Annotated in this window: 14 protein-coding genes; 9 read left to right on the forward strand and 5 right to left on the reverse strand. The window is 62.2% G+C overall.

Annotation, left to right across the window (positions count from 1 at the left end; all coding sequences use genetic code 11):
* Positions 1 to 68 precede the first annotated feature (68 nt).
* Positions 69 to 425, reverse strand: a complete 357-nt coding sequence (locus CAY35_RS03410; RefSeq protein WP_181377472.1) for a DUF2218 domain-containing protein — start codon at positions 423 to 425, stop codon at positions 69 to 71.
* A gap of 27 nt (positions 426 to 452) precedes the next feature.
* Complete coding sequence (locus CAY35_RS03415; RefSeq protein ID WP_109303328.1) at positions 453 to 653, reverse strand: DUF7455 domain-containing protein; 201 nt, start codon at positions 651 to 653, stop codon at positions 453 to 455.
* Between the two features lie 257 nt (positions 654 to 910).
* Between CAY35_RS03415 and CAY35_RS03420 the strand changes: the two genes are divergently transcribed.
* Positions 911 to 3,019 carry a DNA gyrase/topoisomerase IV subunit B gene (locus CAY35_RS03420; RefSeq protein ID WP_109303329.1) on the forward strand — a complete coding sequence of 703 codons (2,109 nt, stop codon included), beginning with the start codon at positions 911 to 913 and terminating at the stop codon, positions 3,017 to 3,019.
* The gene (locus CAY35_RS03425) at positions 3,016 to 4,980 is read left to right on the forward strand and encodes a glycosyltransferase (RefSeq protein WP_109303330.1); all 1,965 of its coding nucleotides are present in this window, start codon (positions 3,016 to 3,018) and stop codon (positions 4,978 to 4,980) included. The genes CAY35_RS03420 and CAY35_RS03425 overlap by 4 nt, the downstream gene beginning before the upstream one ends.
* Positions 4,981 to 5,002: 22 nt before the next feature.
* Here CAY35_RS03425 and CAY35_RS03430 read toward each other — a convergent pair whose 3' ends face one another.
* Positions 5,003 to 6,178 carry a glycosyltransferase family 4 protein gene (locus tag CAY35_RS03430; RefSeq protein ID WP_109303331.1) on the reverse strand — a complete coding sequence of 392 codons (1,176 nt, stop codon included), beginning with the start codon at positions 6,176 to 6,178 and terminating at the stop codon, positions 5,003 to 5,005.
* Positions 6,179 to 6,493: 315 nt separating this feature from the next.
* On the opposite strand from CAY35_RS03430, the gene CAY35_RS03435 reads away from it, so the two are divergent.
* From CAY35_RS03435 to cydC, 3 genes are read left to right on the forward strand one after another with little or no spacing between them, the layout of a single operon-like run.
* The gene (locus CAY35_RS03435; protein ID WP_109303332.1) at positions 6,494 to 8,113 is read left to right on the forward strand and encodes a cytochrome ubiquinol oxidase subunit I; all 1,620 of its coding nucleotides are present in this window, start codon (positions 6,494 to 6,496) and stop codon (positions 8,111 to 8,113) included.
* A 27-nt stretch (positions 8,114 to 8,140) separates the two neighbouring features.
* Entirely contained in the window at positions 8,141 to 9,163 is a 1,023-nt protein-coding gene (gene cydB / locus CAY35_RS03440) for a cytochrome d ubiquinol oxidase subunit II (protein ID WP_109303333.1), read from the forward strand.
* A 3-nt stretch (positions 9,164 to 9,166) separates the two neighbouring features.
* On the forward strand, positions 9,167 to 12,784 hold the full coding sequence (gene cydC / locus CAY35_RS03445) for a thiol reductant ABC exporter subunit CydC (RefSeq protein ID WP_146191908.1): 3,618 nt from the start codon (positions 9,167 to 9,169) through the stop codon (positions 12,782 to 12,784).
* 74 nt (positions 12,785 to 12,858) lie between these two features.
* On the opposite strand, the gene CAY35_RS03450 is transcribed toward cydC, so the two are convergent.
* On the reverse strand, positions 12,859 to 15,561 hold the full coding sequence (locus CAY35_RS03450) for a DNA gyrase/topoisomerase IV subunit A (RefSeq protein WP_258265614.1): 2,703 nt from the start codon (positions 15,559 to 15,561) through the stop codon (positions 12,859 to 12,861).
* Positions 15,562 to 15,807: 246 nt separating this feature from the next.
* On the opposite strand from CAY35_RS03450, the gene CAY35_RS03455 reads away from it, so the two are divergent.
* From CAY35_RS03455 to CAY35_RS03465, 3 genes are all read left to right on the forward strand, one after another.
* Positions 15,808 to 18,528 carry a bifunctional acetate--CoA ligase family protein/GNAT family N-acetyltransferase gene (locus CAY35_RS03455; RefSeq protein ID WP_109303336.1) on the forward strand — a complete coding sequence of 907 codons (2,721 nt, stop codon included), beginning with the start codon at positions 15,808 to 15,810 and terminating at the stop codon, positions 18,526 to 18,528.
* A 164-nt stretch (positions 18,529 to 18,692) separates the two neighbouring features.
* Positions 18,693 to 19,298, forward strand: coding sequence for a DUF5998 family protein (locus CAY35_RS03460; RefSeq protein ID WP_109303337.1), 606 nt, complete (start codon positions 18,693 to 18,695; stop codon positions 19,296 to 19,298).
* Between the two features lie 5 nt (positions 19,299 to 19,303).
* Positions 19,304 to 20,590 (forward strand): alkaline phosphatase family protein, encoded by a 1,287-nt coding sequence (locus CAY35_RS03465; RefSeq protein ID WP_258265608.1) that lies wholly within the window; start codon positions 19,304 to 19,306, stop codon positions 20,588 to 20,590.
* 25 nt (positions 20,591 to 20,615) lie between these two features.
* Here the strand turns inward: CAY35_RS03465 and sepH are convergent, their stop codons facing one another.
* Positions 20,616 to 21,938 carry a septation protein SepH gene (sepH, locus tag CAY35_RS03470; RefSeq protein ID WP_109303338.1) on the reverse strand — a complete coding sequence of 441 codons (1,323 nt, stop codon included), beginning with the start codon at positions 21,936 to 21,938 and terminating at the stop codon, positions 20,616 to 20,618.
* A 317-nt stretch (positions 21,939 to 22,255) separates the two neighbouring features.
* Between sepH and CAY35_RS03475 the strand changes: the two genes are divergently transcribed.
* Positions 22,256 to 22,555: a DUF4193 domain-containing protein gene (locus CAY35_RS03475; RefSeq protein ID WP_109303339.1), complete on the forward strand. Its 300-nt coding sequence runs from the start codon at positions 22,256 to 22,258 to the stop codon at positions 22,553 to 22,555.
* Positions 22,556 to 22,656: the final 101 nt, after the last annotated feature.

Raw genomic sequence — 22,656 nt, forward strand, 5'->3', positions numbered from 1 at the left:
GGACATCCTTTCGGATGTCCGCCCCGAGGCGTTTATAAAGGCTGTGCTTTTACAGAAAGCTGGAAGAGTCAGCCGGCGTTACGTTCGTGATCCGGATACTGCGCTTCACGGCCGTGAATGAAACGCCACAAATGGCCGGTCACAACCTTCTCCAGACGTTCAAGCTTCTCCTCGCTCGACGCGTTGTGAGTCACCGCCACGCCGCGTTCCGGCTCACACACAAGAAGCGTGTAATTCGACTCATCCGGGGTCGTACCGTCATCAGTGAAAGCCAGCTGCGTGCCAGCCTCGACATCGGAACTTACGAAACGAGCGCGATCCGGCCCGCCCTCAGGATCAGGCTTGACCCGAGTCAAATGGGACAGAAGCTGTTTCACATAACGCTCAGGACGTTCAGTCTCAACGAACAAAGAAGACGTCACCACGGATATCACCTCACGGGGAGAAAACGGTTAGGCGTTAAGAGTCAGTTGGTCCGACTCATCCAGCCATTCGCTGGTTTGCGGACGAAGCGACTCTTCAACGGCGCGCGCGTGGTGCGCGCAGAACAAAAGCTGCCCACCAGAAGTCAATGTAGCGCGGACATACGCCTGAGCGCCACACTTATCGCAACGATCAGCTGCAGTCAGCTCACGAGTAGCAGTCGCGTTCATGAGATCCTCCTATACCTAACGCAGAATCTGTAGCTATCAATGTAACCACGCGCGCGAGGCACACAGTCCCGAGACGCCCCCAATTTCACCACCGGCGTACGCCAACGCGGAATGTGACATGGCCTTGAAGCCTGGTTCCGCATCTTTAACGCAGGTGAACCCTATTCTTAATGGAAGAGCTTCTCTCGATCGAAGCCCAGAAAACGTCTGCTGCATAGTTCGAAACATCACCGCAGATCCCGGAGAAAGGCATCACCGTGTCCAAGCGATCCGAGTATTCGGCCCGCCACCTGTCGGTCCTTGAAGGACTTGAGGCGGTTCGTAAACGCCCGGGTATGTATATCGGCTCAACCGATTCGCGGGGCCTCATGCACTGCCTGTGGGAGATCATCGACAACTCGGTCGACGAGGCCCTCGCTGATTACGCCTCCACTATCACCATCACGATGCACTCGGACGGCTCGGTCGAAGTGTCCGATGACGGCCGTGGCATCCCGGTCGACGTCGAGCCTCGCACGGGGCTCTCCGGCCTCGAAGTCGTATTCACCAAGTTGCACGCGGGCGGTAAGTTCGGCGGCGGTTCCTATACGGCTTCCGGTGGTCTGCACGGCGTCGGCGCGTCCGTCGTCAACGCGCTGTCCTCCCGTCTCGATGTCGAAGTCGACCGCGGCGGCAAGACCTACCGCATGCAGTTCCGGCGTGGTGAACCCGGAACCTTCACCGATAAGGGGCAACCGAAGCCAGACGCCGCATTCAGCGCATATAAAGAGCCTCAACAGCCGGAAGTCATCGGTAAAGCCAAGCGCGGCGTCACCGGAACCCGCGTCCGCTACTGGGCTGACCCTCAGATCTTCACTCCGGACGCCCAATTCGATGCGACCGCCCTTGAACGCCGTGCCCGCCAGACCGCGTTCCTGGTTCCTGGCCTGCGCATCGTGATCCGTGACGAACGCCGCCGCAAGCAAGCCGACGGAACCCGCGCGGAGATCACCGAAGAAGTCATGCAGTATGACGGCGGGCTCACTGAGTTCGTCGACCATCTGGCCCTCGACGCGTCCGTAACCGACACGTGGAAGCTCCAGGGTAGCGGAACCTTCACGGAGTCAGTCCCGGTCCTGGACGATCAGGGGCACGCGACCATGCAAGACGTCGAGCGGACCTGCGACGTCGACATCGCCCTGCGCTGGGGCATCGGCTACGACACCACGGTGCGTTCCTTTGTCAACATCATCGCGACCCCTAAAGGCGGTACGCACCTGGCCGGTTTCGAAAACGGCCTCACACGCGCCGTGCGCGACGCGATCAAAGCCAACGCGCGCCGCCTCAAAGCGGGCGAAGATAAGCCTGAAAAGGACGACGTCATGGCCGGCCTGACGGCGGTCGTCACGGTCCGCTTGGCTGAGCCACAGTTTGAAGGGCAGACCAAGGAAGTGCTCGGCACGTCTGCGGTGCGACAGATTGTTTCGCGTGTGGTGACGCAGGGGATCAAGGAAAAGCTTTCCGCACGCGGCCGCCAGGACAAAGCACAAGCGACCGCCGTGATGGAGAAGATCGTCAACGAGATGAAGTCCCGCATCTCGGCGCGTAAACACAAGGAAACTCAACGCCGGAAAACCGCGCTCGAGTCCTCGGCTCTGCCAGCCAAACTCCTGGACTGCCGGACCAAGGAAGTTGACCGTTCCGAGCTGTTCATCGTCGAGGGTGACTCCGCGCTCGGTACCGCGCGCTTGGCGCGGTCCTCCGAGTTCCAAGCGCTTTTGCCGATCCGCGGCAAGATTCTCAACGTCCAGAAGGCCTCGGTCGCGGACATGCTGTCTAACGCCGAGTGCGCCGCGATCATCCAGGTTGTCGGCGCGGGTTCGGGCCGCACGTTCGAGCTCGACCAGGCCCGGTACCAGAAGGTCATCATCATGACGGATGCCGACGTCGATGGCGCCCACATCCGCACGTTGCTGTTGACGCTGTTCTACCGTTACATGCGCCCGATGGTCGAGGACGGCCGCGTGTACGCTGCGGTTCCGCCGTTGCACCGGATCGAGATTGTGCATCGCGGTTCGAATCCGAACGAGGTTGTGTACACGTACTCGGAAGCCGAGCTGCACCAGGTTCTGAAGCGGATCGAAGAAGAAGGCTTGTCCTATAAGGAACCGATCCAGCGCTACAAGGGCCTCGGCGAGATGGATGCTGAACAGCTCGCTGAGACGACGATGGACCGTCAGACCCGCACTCTGCGCCGGGTTCGCCTCGAAGAGGCCTCTTCGGCGGAGCGGATTTTTGATCTACTCATGGGGTCGGACGTTGCACCACGTAAGGAATTTTTGATCGAGTCGGCAGACCGACTCGAGAAGGAGCAGATCGACGCATGAGCCCGTTGGGTACTTTTTTTGGCAAGCTCTTGAACAAGCATGAGGAGCCGAAGCCGGAACCGCTGACACCGAACGGCGTTCTTCCCGAGGGCGAGTACTACACGGTTCTATGGGGGATCGCGGACTCCTATGGCGGTATGACGACCGTATCGCTTGAACGCACGAGCGCGTTCGCGCGCCAAGATAACCGTCGCGTCACGATCCTGACTTTTGCGCACGAGCAAGACCCTGTGGAGCGAACTAAGCGGTTGCGTTCCCAAGGGTTCCTCGATGAGCGTGTGCGTATCCGGAACGTGTGGCATGACATGCGGACGTGGCCAGACGAGATGCTTCGCCGGATGACCGGGACGCTTCACGTTGATGAATCAGCTACAGAAGATATCCTCGACGCCCCTCGGAGTAAACGGGAGCGGCGCAATATAGAGGCGACTCGGAGCGATTCCGCGGGTAAGGTCTTGCAACGCGATGTGTATTCGTCTCGCGGCAAGATCGTGCTCACTGATCGACTCGATATGAAGGTGAGAGGTGAAGCCGGTGGCCGCCGCTTGACCTTGTTCGGTAGTGACGGTGGTGTCATCGCGCAGTGGGGTAGCGCTACGGACATGTACATGGCGTGGATGGACGTCGTGTTGGGCGGCAAGCGGAGCTACATCAACGTGGATTCGGCATTCGCCGCGAACCTGTTTCATCGTTACCGCCGCAAAAACGTGGTCGTGACGAACGTGATGCACAGCTCGCACGTCAGGCAGAACCCTACGGTCGAAGGGGAACTGGTCAAGGGCAAGCTCCCGATGTTGAAGAATCTTGGTGCGTACGACGCCATGATCACCTTGACGCAGAAGCAGCGTGCTGACCTGATCGATCTGGGTTTTCCTGCCGCGAGTATGCGCCGCATATCGAATCCGACGGAAGACCTCGCGGGTGACCCGGAAAAGCAACGGGACCCGCATTTTGGCGCTAGCTTGGCGCGGCTTGTTCCGGCTAAACGCGTTGACCACACGATTCGTGCGTTCGCACAAGCGGGTCGTGAGGTTCCGGGGTTGAGGCTCGACATCTACGGCGAGGGCCCTGAATCTGAGACGCTCGCAGAACTGATTCACGGCTTGGACGCATCGGCCTCGATTCAGTTGAAGGGCCACGATCAGAAAGCGAAACAGGTTTATCTGGATGCCTCGTTCAGCCTTGTCTCAAGTCTCTATGAGGGGCAAGGACTTGTAACCATGGAGAGCATGTCTGCAGGTTGCATCCCGATCGTCTACGACGTCGATTACGGACCTGCGGAGATCATCACGCATGGCGTCGACGGCTTCCTCGTGCCATCGGGTGACGTAGATGCGTTGGCAGAGACGATCGTCAAGGTCGCGACAATGAGCCCTCAGGAGCTCACAGTGATGCGGCGGGCGGCACGTGAGCGGGCCAAAGAGTTTTTCGAGCCGAATATCGTGCGTGAATGGGGTCGTGTGCTCGGCGAGCTGGAATTCGGTGAGATCAGCCGGGCCTCGTTCAAAGCCCAAGCCGTCTCCGCTGAGTTTCGTAACGACGCTGGGGAAGGACCCGAAGGAACGCTAGAGCTGAAGGTCAAGCTGGAGGCTACCGAGAAGGGCGAACCCGTAGAGCTTCCTGACCTGCAGGACCTTTCACTCGCGTGGACCTTGCGGGGTACAACCCTCTATCGCCGGGTTCCGGCGCGACTCGAGGGAAACACCGTCATTGCAACGATCCCAGCCGGAACGTTCGCGGACTTGCCGAAAGGGTACGTCGACTTCAACGTCGTTTTCCGTACGGGACGACGGCTGTATCAGCCGCGCATCGCGGTGGGGGAAGCAGAACTTCCTGTCCAGTCGGGACGGAGGCGCGTGTACTCGACGGCGCACGGAAATCTGAGCTTGCAGACCCAAGCGGCAGAGCCTAAGTCGACGGAGCCTACAGACGCCACAGAACCTACGGACTCAGGAGCCTAATAGCCCAGAGCCTAAGTCAGGGCTAGACCGTCCAGGACTTGAGCCGTTTACCCGTCGAGGCCGCAGTGGACCAGTGGCCTAGAAGTTGATCGTTGATCGCATCCCACGTGCGGTCCGCGACCGCTTCGGCGCCGGCTTCTGCGATTTTCACGGCCCACTCGGGGCGAGCCAAAAGCTCTTCGACGTGATGCCGTAGCTGCCGCAGATTCCCCGGCTCATACAACAGGCCGGTGATTCCGTCCTCGATCAGATCGAGCGGGCCGCCCGCTGCAACTGAAACGACCGGAACCCCGGCCGCCTGACCCTCCTGGACCACCTGACAATAGGTTTCATGCGGGCCTGTGTGGACCAGAACATCGAGCCCAGCGATAGCCGCACCAACCGTGGGTGCTTGCTGCAGGCCCATCATGTGCGCGCCGGGCAGGGCCGCGGCAACCGAAGCGCGAGCCGGGCCGTCACCGATCACCGCAACATCCGCATCGACCGCTGGAAGTCCGTGCCCGCCACCAAGAAGGACTGAGAGGTCTTCAACCTGCTTCTCAGGCGCAAGCCGCCCCACGAACCCCACAATGCGGCGCCCGCCAAGACCGACGCCGTGTCTGTTCCACCATGCTCGCCCCTCTGCGCGGCGAGCAGGGGAGAAGTTCGTGTGATCGACCCCGCGACCCCACATACGCAAGCGGCCGACGCCGAGTTCGCTCAGCTGCTGAGCCGAGACCGAACTCGGTACAAGGTTGGTGTGCGCACGCGAATGAATTCGACGCAACTGTGCCAGCGCCAGCGTGCGCAGCGCATCGACCCCGTAGCGGCCGAGGTAGGCCGGAATGTCAGTTTGATACGCCGCGACGATAGGGATCCCGAGGCTCTTGGCGGCAGATGTTCCAGCATGTCCGAGCCACAGCGGAGAGGCGGCGTGGATCACGTCGGGGTTGAAACGGGAAATGATGGGCCTCAGCGAGAGGTACGTGACGGTCGATGCGGTGAAGCTGCTGTAGCCAGGGACGGCGAGTGCGGGGACCTGGTACACATCGATGCCTTCGATGCGGGTGTATCTGCCGATCCATGCGGGCTGAGGTGATGGGGCGATCACGAGGACGTCGTGGCCGGCGTTGCGAGCGTGGTGGGCTGCTCGTCTGGCTGTGTTGGATACGCCGTTGACGTGGGGTGGATAGGACTCGGTGATGATACAAATCCGCACGTTTTTAATGTTTGCGGAGCCAGGTTTCGGGGGCTTCAGATCGATGTGAAAGGTATGTGAACTTTTGGCTTTGAGCGGTGACTGAACACGGGTTTCGTATGGCGTGTATCACGACTGCTCGAGAGGCCTGTTATAAGGCGACAGAAGCTGAGAAAAACCATATAATTACCTATTAATAGTGCATCCGGCGCGACTCGCTGGCTGTGGTTCTACAACTTGTAGAAATCGACTGTGGTCATTAGCGTGGAAGTGTCTGGATGAACAGGTTTTTCTATTAGTTAAACCGCACCTTCATGCGAGAGGACGGGCTCCGCTATGGACCCAGTATTAGACCCGGTCTTGATCGGCCGCTGGCAATTCGGTATCACCACCGTTTATCACTTCTTGATGGTTCCGTTGACCATTGGTCTGGGTGTTCTGGTCGCAACACTTCAGACCCTCTGGTACAAGACGGGCAAGGAACAGTACCTGCGTTCCACGAAGTTCTGGGGCAAGCTGTTCCTCATTAACTTCATCATGGGTGTCGTCACCGGTATCGTTCAGGAATTCCAGTTCGGTATGGCGTGGAGCGAATACTCCAAGTTCGTGGGTGACGTATTCGGTGCACCTCTCGCCATGGAGGCCTTGCTGGCGTTCTTCGTTGAATCCACGTTTCTTGGCTTGTGGATCTTCGGTTGGAAGCGTTTGCCAAAGGGCTTCCACCTCGCGACCATCTGGATCGCGGCACTCGCCACGTGGCTGTCCGCTTACTTCATCCTCGTCGCTAACTCCTTCATGCAGCACCCGGTTGGTGTTGAGCTGATCGATGGCCGAGCAGTCATGACGGACCCTCTCGCGGTCTTCACGAACAACACCGCCATCGTGACCCTGATCCACACGATCTTCGGTTCGCTCGCGGTCGCCGGTGGCTTCCTGCTCGGTATCTCGTGGTTCCACCTCTACCGTCGCCGCCGCGACGGCATCGACACCGTGGATGCCAAGGGCTACGTCGTGGTTGGTGAAGACCCTGCCAAGGGTGCTGGCCGCGATAAGACCGACTACAAGGTATGGCGCGGTTCCTTCCGCCTCGGCGGCTGGGTCGCTCTCGTTGCGTTTCTGGGTGTCGCGTTCTCCGGCCACGCTCAAGCCCAGCTCATGATCTACCAGCAGCCAATGAAGATGGCTTCCGCGGAAGCCGCATGCCACGACGGCACCGGCTTCTCCGTGCTGTCCTTCGGCGACCTGCGTTCCGGCGGCAAGACCACGTGTGACGACGTCACCACGACCCTCGAAATCCCTGGCCTGCTGTCCTTCCTGGCACACGACAACTTCGATACCCCGGTCAAGGGCGTCAACACGTTGATCCCTGAATACCAGGAAAAGTACGGAACCCACCTGCCGGATGACCCGATGTACGGCAAGTACGCGGGCACCGAGATCGACTACCAACCGATCATGGCAGTGACCTACTGGGGCTTCCGCCTCATGATCACCTTTGGTGGTCTCGCCGCACTCGCCGCTGCGATTGGCCTGTTTATCGGCCGCAAGGGTACGGTTCCGGACAACAAGTGGCTCTCGCGCCTGGCTGTGCTGTCCATCGGTGCTCCGTTCGCAGCTAACAGCGCGGGCTGGATCTTCACCGAGATGGGTCGCCAGCCGTTCGTCGTAGCGCCAGCTCCAGACGGCAACGATGGTGTGTTCATGTTCACCGCCGCCGCGCTGTCGCCAGGTGTAAGCGGGGGCGAGCTCTTGACATCGACGATCCTGCTGACCGCCGTCTACGGTGTGCTCGCGGTCGTTGAATGTGTGTTCCTGTTCCGTTACGCACGCGGCGGCACACCGTCCGCGATGCCGGAAAACGACCACAACTACGATCCGCATGACGACGAGCACGATGGCAACGGCGACGCATCGAAGCGCAACGCCGACGACGACGTCCTCGCGTTCGCGTACTGATCACTAGGACACTGAGGAATAAACACCATGGAATTTTTACCAACTCTCTGGTTCATCCTGATTGCGGTCCTATGGATCGGTTACCTGTTCCTTGAAGGCTTCGACCTCGGCGTCGGCATGCTCTTCAAGTCCTTCGCTAAGAACGAGCGCGACCGCCGCGTCATGCTCAACACGATCGGCCCAGTCTGGGACGGTAACGAAGTGTGGCTGCTCACTGCTGGTGGTGCGACCTTCGCGGCGTTCCCGAACTGGTACGCAGCACTGTTCTCCGGCCTTTACCTGCCTCTGACGCTGGCGTTGCTCGCGCTGATTCTGCGCGGTGTCTCGATTGAGTACCGCGGTAAGACGAACTCGGCCAGCGGCCGGGCCTTCTGGGACTGGTGCATGGCTGGAGGCTCGTTCCTCGCAGCGTTCTGTGTTGGTGCGATGCTCGCGCTGACCTCGACCGGTCTGCCGCTCGACGCTCAGGGCAACCGCGTGGGCCACGCATTCGTATGGCTCAACTGGTACGCCGTGCTCGGCGGTATCGCAGTGGTGCTGTTCTCCTACGTCCACGGCTTGACCTTCGTTGCACTCAAGACGGACGGCGATATCCGCCGCCGTGCAGAAGAGCGCCTTGCACGCATGCTCCCATGGGCTCTGATCCCTGTGGCTGCATGGGCAGTTGTTGTTGTGATCGGTACCGGTACCGCGTGGGCTTGGGCTCCGCTGGTGCTCGCGGTTCTGGCTGCACTCGCCGCAACCTATTTTGCGCTCAAGCGTCGCGAAGGCTGGACCTTCATCGCGCTTGGCCTGACGTTGGTAACGGGTGTTGCGGCGATCTTCGGCAGCATGTTCCCGAACGTCTTGCCATCCACGATCGATTCGGCATTCAACCTCACGATCTACAACGCATCATCCACTGAGAACACGCTTTTGATCATGTCGATCGTCGCAGCGATTGGTGTTCCGATCACGCTCGCGTACCAGAGCTACACCTACTGGGTGTTCCGCAAGCGCATCTCGGCGCACCACATTCCGCCTCAGCACTTTGTGACGAGCGTGGTGTGATTCTTGCGCCCTGAATTGCCTCAAGGTACCTCTCGCGGTGCTCTTCTGGCGCTCGGGGCCGTAGCAGCGGCTCGTGCCGTTGGGTTGATCGCGTTGATGTCCGCACTCGCGGCGGGCATCGCGCAGGTGGCCGCAGGCCAGCAACTCGACAGCACGAGCCTTCTGCTTTACGGCGTCGGTGGCGCTATCCTCCGCGCGGTCGCGACGTGGGCTTCCCGCGTCATCGCCGTGCGCGCGGCAGTGGATGTCAAAGAGTCACTGCGTGCGCGGCTTGTCGAGCATCATCTGAGTAATGCGGGAGCAAGCGGTCCTGATCCAGCGGCAACGCACAGCGAGTCTTCAGCGACCGTCGTCGCTTCGCGCGGCCTAGACGGTCTCGACGCGTTCTTCCGCGACTACCTGCCCGCCCTCGTCTCAACTGCGGTGATTCCGCTCGCTGTGCTCGCGCGTGTGCTGTGGGCCGACTGGGTTTCCGCGCTCATCATCGTGTTGACGATCCCGCTCGTGCCGGTGTTCATGGCGCTTATCGGGTGGCACACCGAGGAACGCATCCAGGAGGCTCAAGAGGGCCTCGACCGGTTGTCACACCATTTAAGCGAGCTCGCGCGCGGCCTGCCCGTACTGGTGGGGTTGCGGCGAGCTGATGCTCAGCGGCGTGCGTTGTTCGAGGTATCGGAGAAGTACCGTCTCAGCACGGCTAAGACGTTGCGGGCGGCTTTCATGTCTTCGTTCGCGCTCGAACTGATCGCGACGATCTCGGTTGCCCTGGTCGCGGTGTTCATCGGTGTGCGCCTCGTGTGGGGCCAGCTGAGCCTTGAGGACGGCCTGATCGCGTTGATGCTCGCACCGGAGGCCTACTTGGCTTTGCGCGCTGTGGGTGCGGGGTTCCACGCGTCCGAAGACGGAGTTGCGGCGCTCAAGCGGGTCAACGCGATCCTCGACGCAGATCCCGCTGATACTGCTGCGGCCGAGGCGCCTCGCGGTCTGCAGAGCGTGCCTGGGACGGCCGATGCGGGCGTTGCGGTGACCGACGTCCACGTGACTCGCGGTGGTGGGCGCGAATCGGTGGGGCCGGTGACGTTCGAGGCTCTGCCGGGCACCGTGACTGCGCTGGCCGGGCCTTCTGGTTGCGGTAAGTCGTCAGTGCTTGCAGTTTTGGCTGGGGTTGCGCATGCACAACCGGCAACGACCATCGAGGGAACTGTGGCGGGTCTCTCGGTGGCGGACACGACGGACTCCGCCGGGCAGGATGCGGTGGCTCACGATGCAGCGGTGCCCGATGTGGTGGTGCCCGATGTGGTGGTGTCGCGGCCGCGTGGCGTTGCGTTTCAGGCCCCGAACTTCTCGCAAGAGACGCCGCGGGCTGAGCTGACTTTGGCCGCGGATGCCGGAGACCCTCGGAAGCTCTTGGTCGCAGAGGAGGTTGCGGCTCTTTTGCCGGAGGAAGCGTGGGATCGTCCGATCTCGGAGCTTTCACCCGGGGAGAAGCGTCGGCTCGCGATCATGCGTGCCGTGACGAACCTGCGGGCGGCGCGCGCCACTGCAAACGAAGGTGTAACCGCCGCCGAGGGCCTGCTGATCTTGGATGAGCCGACGGCCCACCTTGACCCGGTTTCGGCTCAGCGCGTGCGGGAACTGATCCGTGCAGAAGTAGACGCCGGCAGCATCGTGGTCATCGCTACACACGACCCCGAGCTGGCAGAGATCTGCGATGCGTTCGTCGTGTGGGAAGGCGGGGGGCAGGCACCCGCTCACACGACGTCCCGCCCGGACACCGTGTTCCCGCTGCGTTCCAATCCGAGCCGTTCAACACCGAGCACAACCCATCAGAGCCGGACCGCCGCTGTCGAAGCCAATTCAGCGCAGGCTGAGCCGGAGCCAAACGAAGCGGAACAGGCCAGCGAACACGAACATCGGGCCCCTCGCCCACGCCGTAAGCTTCCGTGGCGGATTCTGCCGTGGGGTAAGGCGGCGCTGTGGGGTGCGGCGGCGCTTGGTGCTTTGTCTGTGCTCTCGGGCGGAGCGCTCACGGCGGTCTCGGGCTGGCTCATCGTCTACGCGTCCCAACAGCCACCGATGATGTACCTCATGGTTGCGATCGTGGGCGTGCGCTTCTTCGGGCTTACGCGATCGACCCTCCGCTATGCGGAACGCAACGTGACCCATAATGCGGTGCTCGCGTGGGCGTCGCGGCTGCGTGTAGCGGTGTGGGACGCTCTGGGCTCCAACATTCTGGGCTGGCAGAAGCTCAACCGGCCAGGAGGCGCGGCGGGCACATTGATCGCCGAGGTCGATGAGGTCCGCGACACCGTGCCGCGCGTCATCGTGCCGATCCCTGCGGCGATCGCGGCTGTGCTCGCGACGTGCCTGGTTTCGTGGATTTTCATTCCGTCGCTCGGCTGGATGCTCATCGCGCTCCTGGTGCTGGGGCTCGGGGTTGCCCCGCTCATCACGCTTGCCGTGGAACGGCGCGCTACTGCCGTCATGGCCGAGCATCGCGTTCAGGTCGCCGAACAGACCGGCCGCGTCATGGGAGCCGCCCCGGACATCGCGGCTCACAACGCGGTAGCCCGCCACGTGGCGTGGTTTAGGAACAGCGACGGCGCGGTCAGCCGTGCTGTACGACGCGAAGCGCTCGGGTCCGGTGTGGGGGAGGGCCTCGCATCGATCCTTGGCGGGGTCGCCGCGCTTGCCGCGCTGGTTGTCGGTGCTGCGGCTGGCGTTGATCCGCGTCTGCTCGCGCTTGCGGTTCTGCTGCTCCTCGCCGTCGATGAGCCGCTCGGCCAGCTCGCTGACGCGTTGCGGCAGGTCCCGGTTTTGAGCTCGATGCTCGCCTCCGTTGCACCGTATCTGGAGAACCGCTCGGTCTCTGAAATTGAGGTTGAGCCGCTCGACGGTGAGGAAGCGCCATCCGATGCCGCGCCGTTGCAGGTCGACGGTGTGCGCGTGCGCGAGTTGAGCGCGGCGTACGCGCCGGAGGACCCGACGGTGTTCGGGCCGGTCAGCGGCGAGGTCGAGCAGGGCGAGATGTGGGCGGTCACGGGGCCGTCCGGTTCCGGTAAGTCAACGATGATCGCTGTGATGCTCGGCTTCCTCGCCCCGCGCGAGGGGTCGGTCCAGGTGCGTGCGGATGGCACGTGGGTCACCGTGGCCACAGCGCCCGATGCGGCGGCTGGCTCCCCAGGGAGCGATTCCGCGGCGGCTTTGGCGGGCCTCGCGTGGTGCCCTCAGGACGGGTACGTATTCGATTCCACGGTTCGGGGTAACCTCGCACTCGGCCGCGACAAGAACAACCCGGTGACGGAAGAGGAAATGTATGCCGCGCTGGATCGCGTCGGCCTAGGACCGTGGGCGGCTCAGCTGCCGGAGGGCCTGGACACTCGCACGGGCGCTGGCGGCAGGTTCATGTCTGGCGGTCAGCGGCAGCGGCTCGCGGTGGCACGTACGCTGCTCGCAGGGGCACGTGCGATCATCCTCGACGAACCAACCGCGCACCTCGGTGCGGATGAGGGCCAAGACCTCATCGACGACGTCCGTTCGGGCGCCCAGGACGTCGCCTTGGTACTGGTGACACACGACCAGGAGCTAGCGGCCCAAGCCGACAGCATCACGCGGCTCTAGCGAACACACATAGTTCTGGGGCCTGCCAACACGTGAGTGCTGGCAGGCCCCAGAGTCGTTTCAACGTGGATGCGCTACTTTTTGTCGTTGCCTCGAAGGTCGACCCGGTTGCCGGGCTCGATCGAGACCGCGTCGTCATCGAACGGCAACGAATCCATCTCTGGCTGGACCGGCGCACGGCGCTGAGGAGGGGTCGCACGCTGCGACGCGGGCTTTGCTGGTTGCTTCGGAGCAGCCTGTTTCGATGCCGCTGTCTTGGCAGGCGTCGCAGGATCTGCCGCCTCAGTCTCAGCCGCCTCAGTGTCAGCCGCTGCGGTGCCAGCCGCGGTTTCAGCGCTAGCCGCAACCGCATCGTCGGCTGGCCTGAGAGCCGCAACGGAACTCACAGGGCCCATGATCTCGACGGCCTGCGTCAGCGGGACGCCGGAGCCGTCGCGGCGGCCGTATTCGAGCGGCAGCGCACGGGCCATGCCGCCCTTCGATGCGCCACGAGCCGGACCCGCACCAACCCACGCGGCCACGAGGTGATCCTCGCCCTTCAAGAAACGATGCGCGCGGACACCCATCGTGCCGCGGCCCTTCGCAGGGAACTCAGCCAGCGGGGTGACCTTCGCGGAACCGCCCTCAGCGCCCGGGAGAGGCTCGGGGCCGTCCGCGATCGTGACAGCCACCGCATCGGCCTCATTCAAGACAACACCGAAGAACACGACCGAGTCCTTCGCACCCAACTTGATGCCAGCAACACCGCCGCCCGTGCGGCCCTGAGGACGCACCTTATCTGCGCCGAAACGCAACAGCTGAGCCTCACGCGAAACAAACACAAGCTCCGCAGAGTCAGGGCATGTGGCGGCGCCAACCACCTCATCGCCGGCCTTCAGCGTGATGGCAGGCCACTCATCGGTCGTGACAGGATAATCCGGGTTCACGCGCTTCACAACGCCCTGGGCCGTACCCACAGCGAATACCTCGTCCAGTGGAACCGCGGCGATGATCCGCTCGCGGCGCTCGACCGGCATAAATTCGGTCGCCGCGACGCCGTCGCCCAGCGGAACACCGTTCGAACCCGGCAGAACCTGTGGAATCTCGACCACGCTAATGCGCGCCATGCGGCCCGTGTTCGTGAGCAAACCGATGTGGCCTCGCGCCGTCGTCGGAACGATCGAGGCGATCACGTCGTGGCGGGAACGCCGGTCACCCAAAACCTCGTCCCGGCCGTGCGTGCGCACCAGCTTGCCCGTCGCGGACAGCACAACGAAGCATTCGGTGTCAGCGACCTGCATCGACAGCGGCTTCTTCGCCGAACCCGCGCCCGCATCCGGCTCAGGCATCACAGTGCCGGCCAGCGGGACGTCCTTCGGCTTAGCCATCAAAACCGTGCGACGAGGGGAGTGGTGCCGCTCAGCAACCTCGGCAAGCTCACTCGAAACCAGTTCGCGCAGCTTCGCATCCGAGCCCAGGATCCCCTCGAGGTATGCGATCTCCTCTTCGAGGTTCTTCTTCTCTGCCTCAAGCTCAACTTGCGAGAACTTGGTCAACTGACGCAGTCGTAGCTCAAGGATGTGATCAGCCTGCGGCTCAGAAAGCGAGAACCGCTCACGCAACGCGGCCCGCGCCGTGGCCGTGTCCTCAGAGTCCCGCACAATCCGGATGACCTCATCGATATCGAGGATCGCAATCAGCAAACCCTCAACCAGGTGCAGACGATCCTTGCGCTTACCGTGACGGAACTGCGTACGGCGGCGAACCACATCCAAACGGTGGTCCACATACACCTGCAGCATCTCCAACAAACCGAGCTGCTGCGGCCGGCCATCCACCAAAGCGACATTATTGATGCCGAAAGAGTCCTCCATCGGCGTGTGCTTATACAAAGCCGCAAGCACAGCGTTCGGATTGAAGCCAGTCTTAAGTTCAATCACCAGGCGCAAACCGTGGTGGCGGTCCGTCAGATCAACAACATCGGATACGCCCGTGAGCTTCTTCGCGTCCGCGGCGTCCTTGATCTTCTCGATAACCTTCTCGGGCCCCACACCATACGGGAGCTCCGTGACCACCAACGCCTGCTTGCGCGCGGTCACCTTCTCAAGCTCAACCTTGGCGCGCGTACGGAACACGCCACGACCCGTCTCATAGGCCTGCTTCACGCCATCCAAGCCCACGATGGTGCCACCAGATGGCAGGTCAGGGCCAGGGATGAACTTCATGATGTCCTTGAGGGACGCATCCGGGTTCTCGATCAAATGCCGAGCACCCGCGATCACCTCATCCGGGTTGTGCGGGGCGATGTTGGTCGCCATACCCACCGCAATACCCGACGAACCGTTGACCAAAAGGTTCGGGAACGCGGCCGGCAAAACCTCAGGCTGCAGAAGCCGCGAATCGTAGTTCGGAACAAAATCGACGACGTCCTCATCGAGGTCATCCGTCATATCAATCGCAGAATCAGCGAGCCGCGCCTCCGTATAACGCGCCGCCGCAGGGCCGTCATCGAGCGAACCGAAGTTGCCGTGCCCATCAACCAGCGGCAAACGCAACGAGAACGACTGCGCCATGCGCACCATCGCATCGTAAATCGCGGCGTCACCGTGCGGGTGCAGCTTACCCATGACCTCACCGGTCACACGCGCACTCTTGACGTGCCCCTTATTCGGTGCGAGCCCCATCTGCCGCATCATGTACAGAATGCGGCGCTGAACCGGCTTGAGACCATCACGCGCATCCGGCAACGCACGCGAATAAATCACCGAATACGCGTACTCGAGGAAGGACGCCTCCATCTCACTGGTGACATCCACATCGATGATGTGTTCCTCAACGTCCTCCCAAGCCACCGGTGCCTTAGCAACTGCTGTGCCCTTGGAACCCGCTGTGCCCTTGGAACCTTTCGACGAGGTCGCCATGCTGCCCTTCACTCAACGTTTCTTGTCTCGAATACCTGCCCGCAATCTTGAAGCATGAGGTGCGGCCCCATATCAAGAGGAAACCTTCACCCAACATTCAGATGATCGCGCTATATTCACTTTATGGCCTCCTTAGCGCAGAATCCGGGATCTGACACTCCGTCGACGTATCCATCGCATTGGGAAGCCGATGTGGTGCTCCGCGATGGCTCGACCGCTCACGTGCGTCCGGTGACGCCTGCGGATGCCGACGGCCTGCAGAAAATGCACTCGCAGCAGTCGGAACGTTCGATCTATTTGCGGTACTTCACGTATAAGTCGAAGCTCACGGATAAAGAGCTGCGGAACTTCACGGAAGTCGATCACCAGAACCGCGTGTGCCTCGTGGTGGAGCGGCGCAACGAGATTGTGGGCATTGGCCGTTTTGATCGGCTCGGTGGAAAGTTTGGCGGCAGCGATGCGGAGGCCGAGGTCGCGTTCAATATCCGCGACGACTTCCACGGCCGGGGCTTGGGCTCGATTCTGCTTGAGCACCTCGTGACTGCGGGCCGGGAGCTGGGCATTGAGCGTTTCACGGCCGAGGTTTTGCCTGAGAACCGCGCGATGCTCACGGTATTCCAGCAGGCTGGCTTCGATGTTTCGCGTCGTTTTGAAGACGGCGTTGTGATGGTTGAGTTCCCGATTGACCCAACGGATCGTTCGCGTGAGGTCATGGAGGCACGCGAACACCGCGCTGAGGCGTTGTCGCTGGATGCGTTGATGCGGGCTGAATCGGTGGCCGTGGTGGGTGCGATCAACAAGCCAGGCTCGGTGGCAGGTGCCGTGGTTAAGAACATCCGTGCCGCTGGTTTCACTGGAACTCTGCATTGCGTTGACCCCTATCTTGCGAAGCTCAGCGCGGAGGAAGCCGAGGCTTCGGGCTGTGTTGCATCGCTGCGTGAGGTGGACGCATCGGTCGATGTGGTGGTTGCGGTACAGCGGCCGGCCGATGTGATGAAGACAGCGGATGACGCCGCGGTCGTGAACGCTCGCGGTCTTGTGGTGATTTCCTCTGGCTTCGACACGCCGGAGGCCTTCGAGATTCAGCGTCAGCTGGTTCAGGTGGCCCGCAATTACGGTATGCGTGTCATCGGCCCGGCATCGCTCGGTTACGGCAATAACGCGGCCGATGTGCGCCTGCACGCCTCTGTTTCTGCGGTAACCTCTCCGGCCGGTGGCGTCGGCTTGTTCAGCCATTCCGCGGCGTCGGGAATCATGCTTGAAGCGGCGGCGCAGCGTCGCGGCGTCGGTATTTCTTCATGGGTCAACTCCGGTAACCGTGCGGATGTTTCGGGTAACGACCTGATGCAGTACTGGGAAGACGACGAGGCCACGAGCGTGGTCGCTATGTACCTCGAGAGCTTCGGTAATCCGCGTAAGTTCACGCGCTTGGCTCGCCGTCTTTCGGCTTCGAAGCCGGTGATTGTCGCGAAGTCGGAGACGATGGGCTTGGTTCTTCCTCCGGGGCATGCTGTGCGTCAGTTGGGTGCGCCGGTTGGCGTGGTGGATGCGATGTTGCGTCAGGCGGGCGTGGTGCGTGTTTCGACGCAGGATGAGCTTATGGACACGGCGCTGTTGTTTTCGACGGCGGGGGTTCCGCAGGGCCCTAAGGTTGCGTTGGTTTCTAATTCCTCGGCCCTTGCGATGACAGCCGCTGATCTGGCCGGCCAGAATGGCCTCGAAGCTGTGAGTACGGATGCCTCCCTGCTGCTGGCGGGGACTGAGGATCCTGCCGCGACCGTGACGGACGCGGTCACGAAGGCCCTGGAGAACGATGAGGCGGATGCCGTCGCTGTCGTGTTGCTTCCCGCTGTTGGCGTTGACCACGAGGTGCTTGCTGAGCAGGTCGCGGAGCGCCTTGGGGCGACGGAGAAGCCTGTGGTTGCGTGCCTCGTGGGTGTTTCTGGCGCGGAGACCCCGGGTACTGACCGTGGTGGGCGCGTCACGGTTTTCGCGACGTTGTCCACGATGTTCCGAGCGCTGGGGCACGGCGCGGAATACGCGGCGTGGCAGCAACGTGACTGGGGTGTCCCGGAGCCTCCGGAGGGCATCAACGTTGCGGCGGCCCGTGCATTGGTTGAGCAGGCCGTTGAAGGCATCGAGGGCACGGGCATGGGCCGGCTTTCGCACGAGCAGACCGCTGAACTGCTGGGCCACTACGGTTTGACGGTGGTTCCGTCGACCACCTTCGAGGACGTTGAGGACGCCGTTGCCGCCGCCAACGAGTACGGCTATCCGGTCGCGTTGAAGGTCGCCTCGGGGCACTTGCGTCACCGCATGGACATGGGCGGCGTGCGTCTCGGCATCGGTTCCGAGGAGGAGCTGCGGCAGGCGATCGAGCAGATGCGTGAAGATATGGCAGTGACGCGTGAAACGCGGCTTGATATCCAGCCGATGGTGGACCGCGGCCAGGCATGCACCGTGATTTCGATCGAGGACCCGCTCATGGGCCCGGTCGTGTCATTCGGCCTGAGCGGGGATGCCGTGGACTTGCTCGACGACTGGGCGCACGCGACACCTCCACTTTCGCCAGGGATCCTCGAAGACATGGTTTCGCGCCCCAAGACGGCGCAGAAACTCACGGGCTATCACGGCCTCCCACACTTCGATACCGAAGCACTCAAGGACGTTCTGCATCGCATCTCTGAGCTCAAAGAACAGCATCCAGAGGTTGTACGCATGGAGTTCATCCCGCTCCAGGTCATGGAAGAGGGCGTCGCGGTGCTCTCGGCGGCGATCTATGTGGGGAACCCGGATCAGCGCACCGACTCGGCTCGCCGTTCCATGAGCATCCCGCAACGCTAGCCGCGGCGTATTCACGCGTGGGCCACGGCGGCAGCCGCATCCGATGCGCCCCAGCACTTGGTTCCCAACCCGGCACTACATTCCCAGCCGGCACTCAAATCCCAGCCCGGCACCAATTTTCTAGCCCGGCACTAATTTTCTAGCCCGGCACTAGACTGGACGCTATGTCTGAAACTTCCTCTACACCGTCGGCAGCGTACGCGTTGCGTCTTGAGCTCGAACGCGCAGGGTTCTACCCGGACCTGACCTTGGACATCCTCAACGAGGAGCTCGAAGGCACCGTGCCGCGTCGTCATTATCTGCATCTTGAGACGCACGTTGAGGCGGTTGAGGTTCACCGGCATGCGATCGTTTTGGTGCTGACTGACGCGGAGCTCATCATTCTGCATATCGATGACGCGCAGTACGCGGCTGATGGCCAGCCGATCGCGACGTTCTCCGTCGAATCCGTGCCTCTGCAGCGTTTGCATACCGTGGTGCTTTCGGGTGTTGTTGCGCGGCCTGCTGAGTACACGCCGGGGCAGTCGCCGCGGGAGCTCACGTTCTCGCTTTCGTGGTCGGGTAGCGCCCGCGCTGAGTTCGCGCCGGCGCAGTGTGGCGACCCTGAATGCATCGCCGACCACGGGCTCACTGGTCAGGTGAGCAAGGAGGACCTTGCGATGCGTGTTTCAGCGGATGCGGACGGCCAGAAAGCGCTCGACGCGGCACGCCAGTTCGCAAGGGACGTGCGGCGTGCGTGCTCTGCCGCGGCAGACGGGCGTGCGTGGTAGGCGCTGTGTCTGAGTTTTCGATGCCTCAGTTTGGTTTCCGTGCAGATGCCCAAAGCGCAGCCGCACCAGAGCTTGGTGACCGCGCGGCTGGCGCTAAGTTGCCGACGGCTCCGGATTACGGCCAGGGCACGCTGAACATGGTGGTGCCAACGCTCGATGCGGCGCTCGCCGAGTGGCACGGCGTCGCGCCTGTGTGTTCGGGGCCGGGCACGGGGATCGATGCGGCTGAGCTCATTCCGGGGATTGGGCCAGCCCGGCGTGCAGTCATGGTCATGGTGGATGGCCTGGGGTCCGAGCTGATCGATCGCTATGGCGGGCACGCTCCGGTGATCCGCCAGGCGATGAAAGGCCAAAACTCTCAGGTCCTCTCCACGGTGTTCCCGACAACCACAGCGGCAGCCCTGACAGCGATGGGTACGGGTCTTGCGCCAGCTGAGCACGGCATCGTGGGCTATGACGCGGTGGCACCGGACCCTGCTGGCGGCCGCCGCATGGTGAACCAGCTCGGCAGCTGGCCGAGCGATCTTGAACCGCGTGAGTGGCAACCGAACCCGACGTGCTTTGAACGCATGGAGGCGGTGCGGCGGGTGGTCACGGTGTCGCGGGATAAGTTCGAGGATTCCGCGCTGACCCGTTCGAGTTTGCGTGGTGGAGAGTTCGTTGGCGTCACGACGCCGCACGCCCGCGTGGGTGCAACGCTCACCGAGCTCAAACACAAAGATGTGTTTGTGTACCTGTACTGGGATGACCTGGATAAAGCCGGGCACGCGCACGGTGTCGCGTCGAAGCAGTGGCTGCATGAGCTCGAGGAGCTCGACGCCGCGATGGGCCGGCTCATCGCTAAGCTTCCGCCGGACACTGCGGTGGTTTTGACCGCTGACCACGGGATGGTTGATATCCCGCGTGAGGGGCGCATTGATTATTCGCAGTTCCCCGAGCTGATTGACGGCGTCGAGCTCACGGCGGGGGAGCCGCGCGCGGTTCAGTTGCACTTTGCCGCGGATGTGCCACAGTCACAGCGCGATGCGGTGGTTGCGGCATGGAAAGAACGCTTCGGGGCGGACGCGTGGATTCTCACGCGGGAGGAGTACGTGGAGCTCGGTTGGTTTGGTGCGTCGTTCCGCGACGGCGTGCTCGAGCGTGCGGGCGATGTCGTGATCGCCGCGCACGGCCCGATTGCGTTGTATGACGGTCGCCGGGTTTCTCCTCACGCTTTCGAGATGATCGGACAGCACGGCTCGCTCACCGAGGCCGAGAGGCGGATCCCGTTCGCCGTGCTCGCACAGGCCTAGTGCCCAACCCTAACAAGCCGCCGGCTTAGTCCTCGTCGGGGTGGCGGGCGCCGCGGCCGAACACGATTTCGTCCCAGGACGGCATCTTGGAGCGGCGCTTCTTATGGTTCGATTCACCGTCGTTCTCGTGCTCAGAACCAGCATGGCGGCCGTGGTTGGAGCCGGATTCGGTTTCTCGGTCAGAGTTATGCGAGTCACCCCAGAGTGGCTGGGAGGCGTTGTCGCGGCCCTTGCGGTCGTCTGCGTCGTTTCCGGTGTGGGAGCTGGCCGGGACTGGGTCTGGGACGCGGCGCAGCGGTGGGAACGAGACGTTCTGGACGTCCGGGAGGTGCTGGCCGTCGGTACGGTCTGGGGCTTCCGTGTTCGCACCTGAGCGTTCGCGATCCTGGTGGCTTTGCGCGATGAGGTGGGCGAGCGCATCGTCACCTTCGGCGTCTTCACCTACGCGGGTTCCGCGGCGGCGGGTCAGAACATCGAGCAGTTCGTGGTCCGAATCATCATGGCCCGGTTCGTTTGCAGGCGCGGAATCTGCAGGTGCGGTGTTGCCGTTTTCGCCGCCGTCTTCAACGTTGAACGGCTGGTCAGGTTCGTCAGCGACCGGCACAAGGCGCCGCGGTGGAGCGGAGAAGTCCCACGGCTCCCATTCGGAGAGCACCTGGGCCCAACGGTTGCGGTTTTCGAGGTGGCGGCGGGTTGGGTGGAACGTCCATTCCGCTGGTGGTTCGCCACCAACCGTGACGGCACCTTCGGGGAGTTCGAAGTCTGCGATGACGGTCCACGCGCCGGCGTTGACCTTCCACGAATCCCAGCGCAGGGTTTCGAGGTCTACACCGTTGGCGCGCAAGCGGGCGCGCACCATGTCGCCGAGATTGGCTGGGTTATCGCCGAAAGCGGCGCGGTAGCCCTCGTTGTTTTGTGGCGCGGAGACCTCGATGTTTTGGGCTTGCTGCGCACGGTAGTGGCGTTCAGCAAGGATGGGGCCCTCGTAGCTTTGAATGAGCTTGAGGTCGGTCCCGGTTTCTTCCACGAGCTGCTGAGCTGTTGCGCCTTCACGGATGCGCGCCTGGATTTCGCTCGGCTTAAGTGGCCGGCCTTGAGGTGCAGTGCGCGATGCGGCGGTTGCGGGGTCCTCGCTTGCTTGCGGCCCGGCCTGAGGCTGGTCGTCTCCGCGGCCAGTCTCGCCAGTGCTATCGGAGGCGTTGGTCTTGTCAGCGTCAGGTGAGGTGAGCTCAGTGACAGCTTTGAGGAGTTCGTCGTCAATGGGGAGGCTGTACTCGCGTCCGTCGGAGTCGCTGAGATACAGAGTCGCGCTCGTTTCATCAACGCGAATCACGCGAAGGTTACGCATGTTTCCTCCCGGTCGGTGCCCGTCGAGCCGATCATGAACGGATTGTTCGAACCGAGTTTTACCTCAGTCGCTCATATTTAGGGTGAGCCTTGTCTCGGCCTAGTCTTTCATGTCTCAGCTACAATGCCGCCATATTGCGTTGCGGCGCGCCGCTTTGTATGGTGCTATCGCATCGTGTTTGACAACGCCCCGATAGCAGGTGTTGCCAAGAAGGGGTCTGATGGTGTTAGATACGTGCGAAGTAGGAGATGCACAGATCCTCTGTATATCGGCTCATATGTCGCTGTCAGAGACCCGTCCGAGAATTAAGGTGAGAAGTGGCCACTGATTACGATGCACCTCGCAAGAACGAGGAAGGCAACCGCGAAGATTCCATTGAGGAACTCAAGGGTCGCCGTAACGACAGCCAGTCGGCGGTAGTTGACGAGGACGAGACCGAAGCGGCGGAAGGTTTTGAGCTTCCGGGTGCTGACCTGTCCGAGGAAGAGCTCAACGTGACGGTTCTCCCGGCTCAGTCGGACGAGTTCACGTGTAGCTCGTGCTTCTTGGTGCGCCACCGTTCCCAGATTGCCGAGGAAGAAGACGGCCTGCTGTATTGCAAGGATTGCGCGGGCTAAACGTTCAAGCTTTAACGTGTGTGGGGAGCAGTTCACAATTGTGAGCTGCTCCCCACACGCGGTTTAAGAGGCGCGCGGTTAAGGGCAATGCCGGAACCGGC

The organism is Pseudoglutamicibacter cumminsii, assembly GCF_003143995.1.
Taxonomy (GTDB): Bacteria; Actinomycetota; Actinomycetes; order Actinomycetales; family Micrococcaceae; genus Pseudoglutamicibacter; species Pseudoglutamicibacter cumminsii_B.

Bases quoted from the DNA above. Each gene is read 5' to 3' on its own strand.
- CAY35_RS03455 (WP_109303336.1), top strand. From the start codon at position 15,808: ATGGCCTCCTTAGCGCAGAATCCGGGATCTGACACTCCGTCGACGTAT.
- CAY35_RS03415 (WP_109303328.1), bottom strand. From the start codon at position 653: ATGAACGCGACTGCTACTCGTGAGCTGACTGCAGCTGATCGTTGCGAT.
- CAY35_RS03435 (WP_109303332.1), top strand. From the start codon at position 6,494: ATGGACCCAGTATTAGACCCGGTCTTGATCGGCCGCTGGCAATTCGGT.
- CAY35_RS03425 (WP_109303330.1), top strand. From the start codon at position 3,016: ATGAGCCCGTTGGGTACTTTTTTTGGCAAGCTCTTGAACAAGCATGAG.
- CAY35_RS03460 (WP_109303337.1), top strand. From the start codon at position 18,693: ATGTCTGAAACTTCCTCTACACCGTCGGCAGCGTACGCGTTGCGTCTT.
- sepH (WP_109303338.1), bottom strand. From the start codon at position 21,938: ATGCGTAACCTTCGCGTGATTCGCGTTGATGAAACGAGCGCGACTCTG.
- cydB (WP_109303333.1), top strand. From the start codon at position 8,141: ATGGAATTTTTACCAACTCTCTGGTTCATCCTGATTGCGGTCCTATGG.
- CAY35_RS03450 (WP_258265614.1), bottom strand. From the start codon at position 15,561: ATGGAGGCGTCCTTCCTCGAGTACGCGTATTCGGTGATTTATTCGCGT.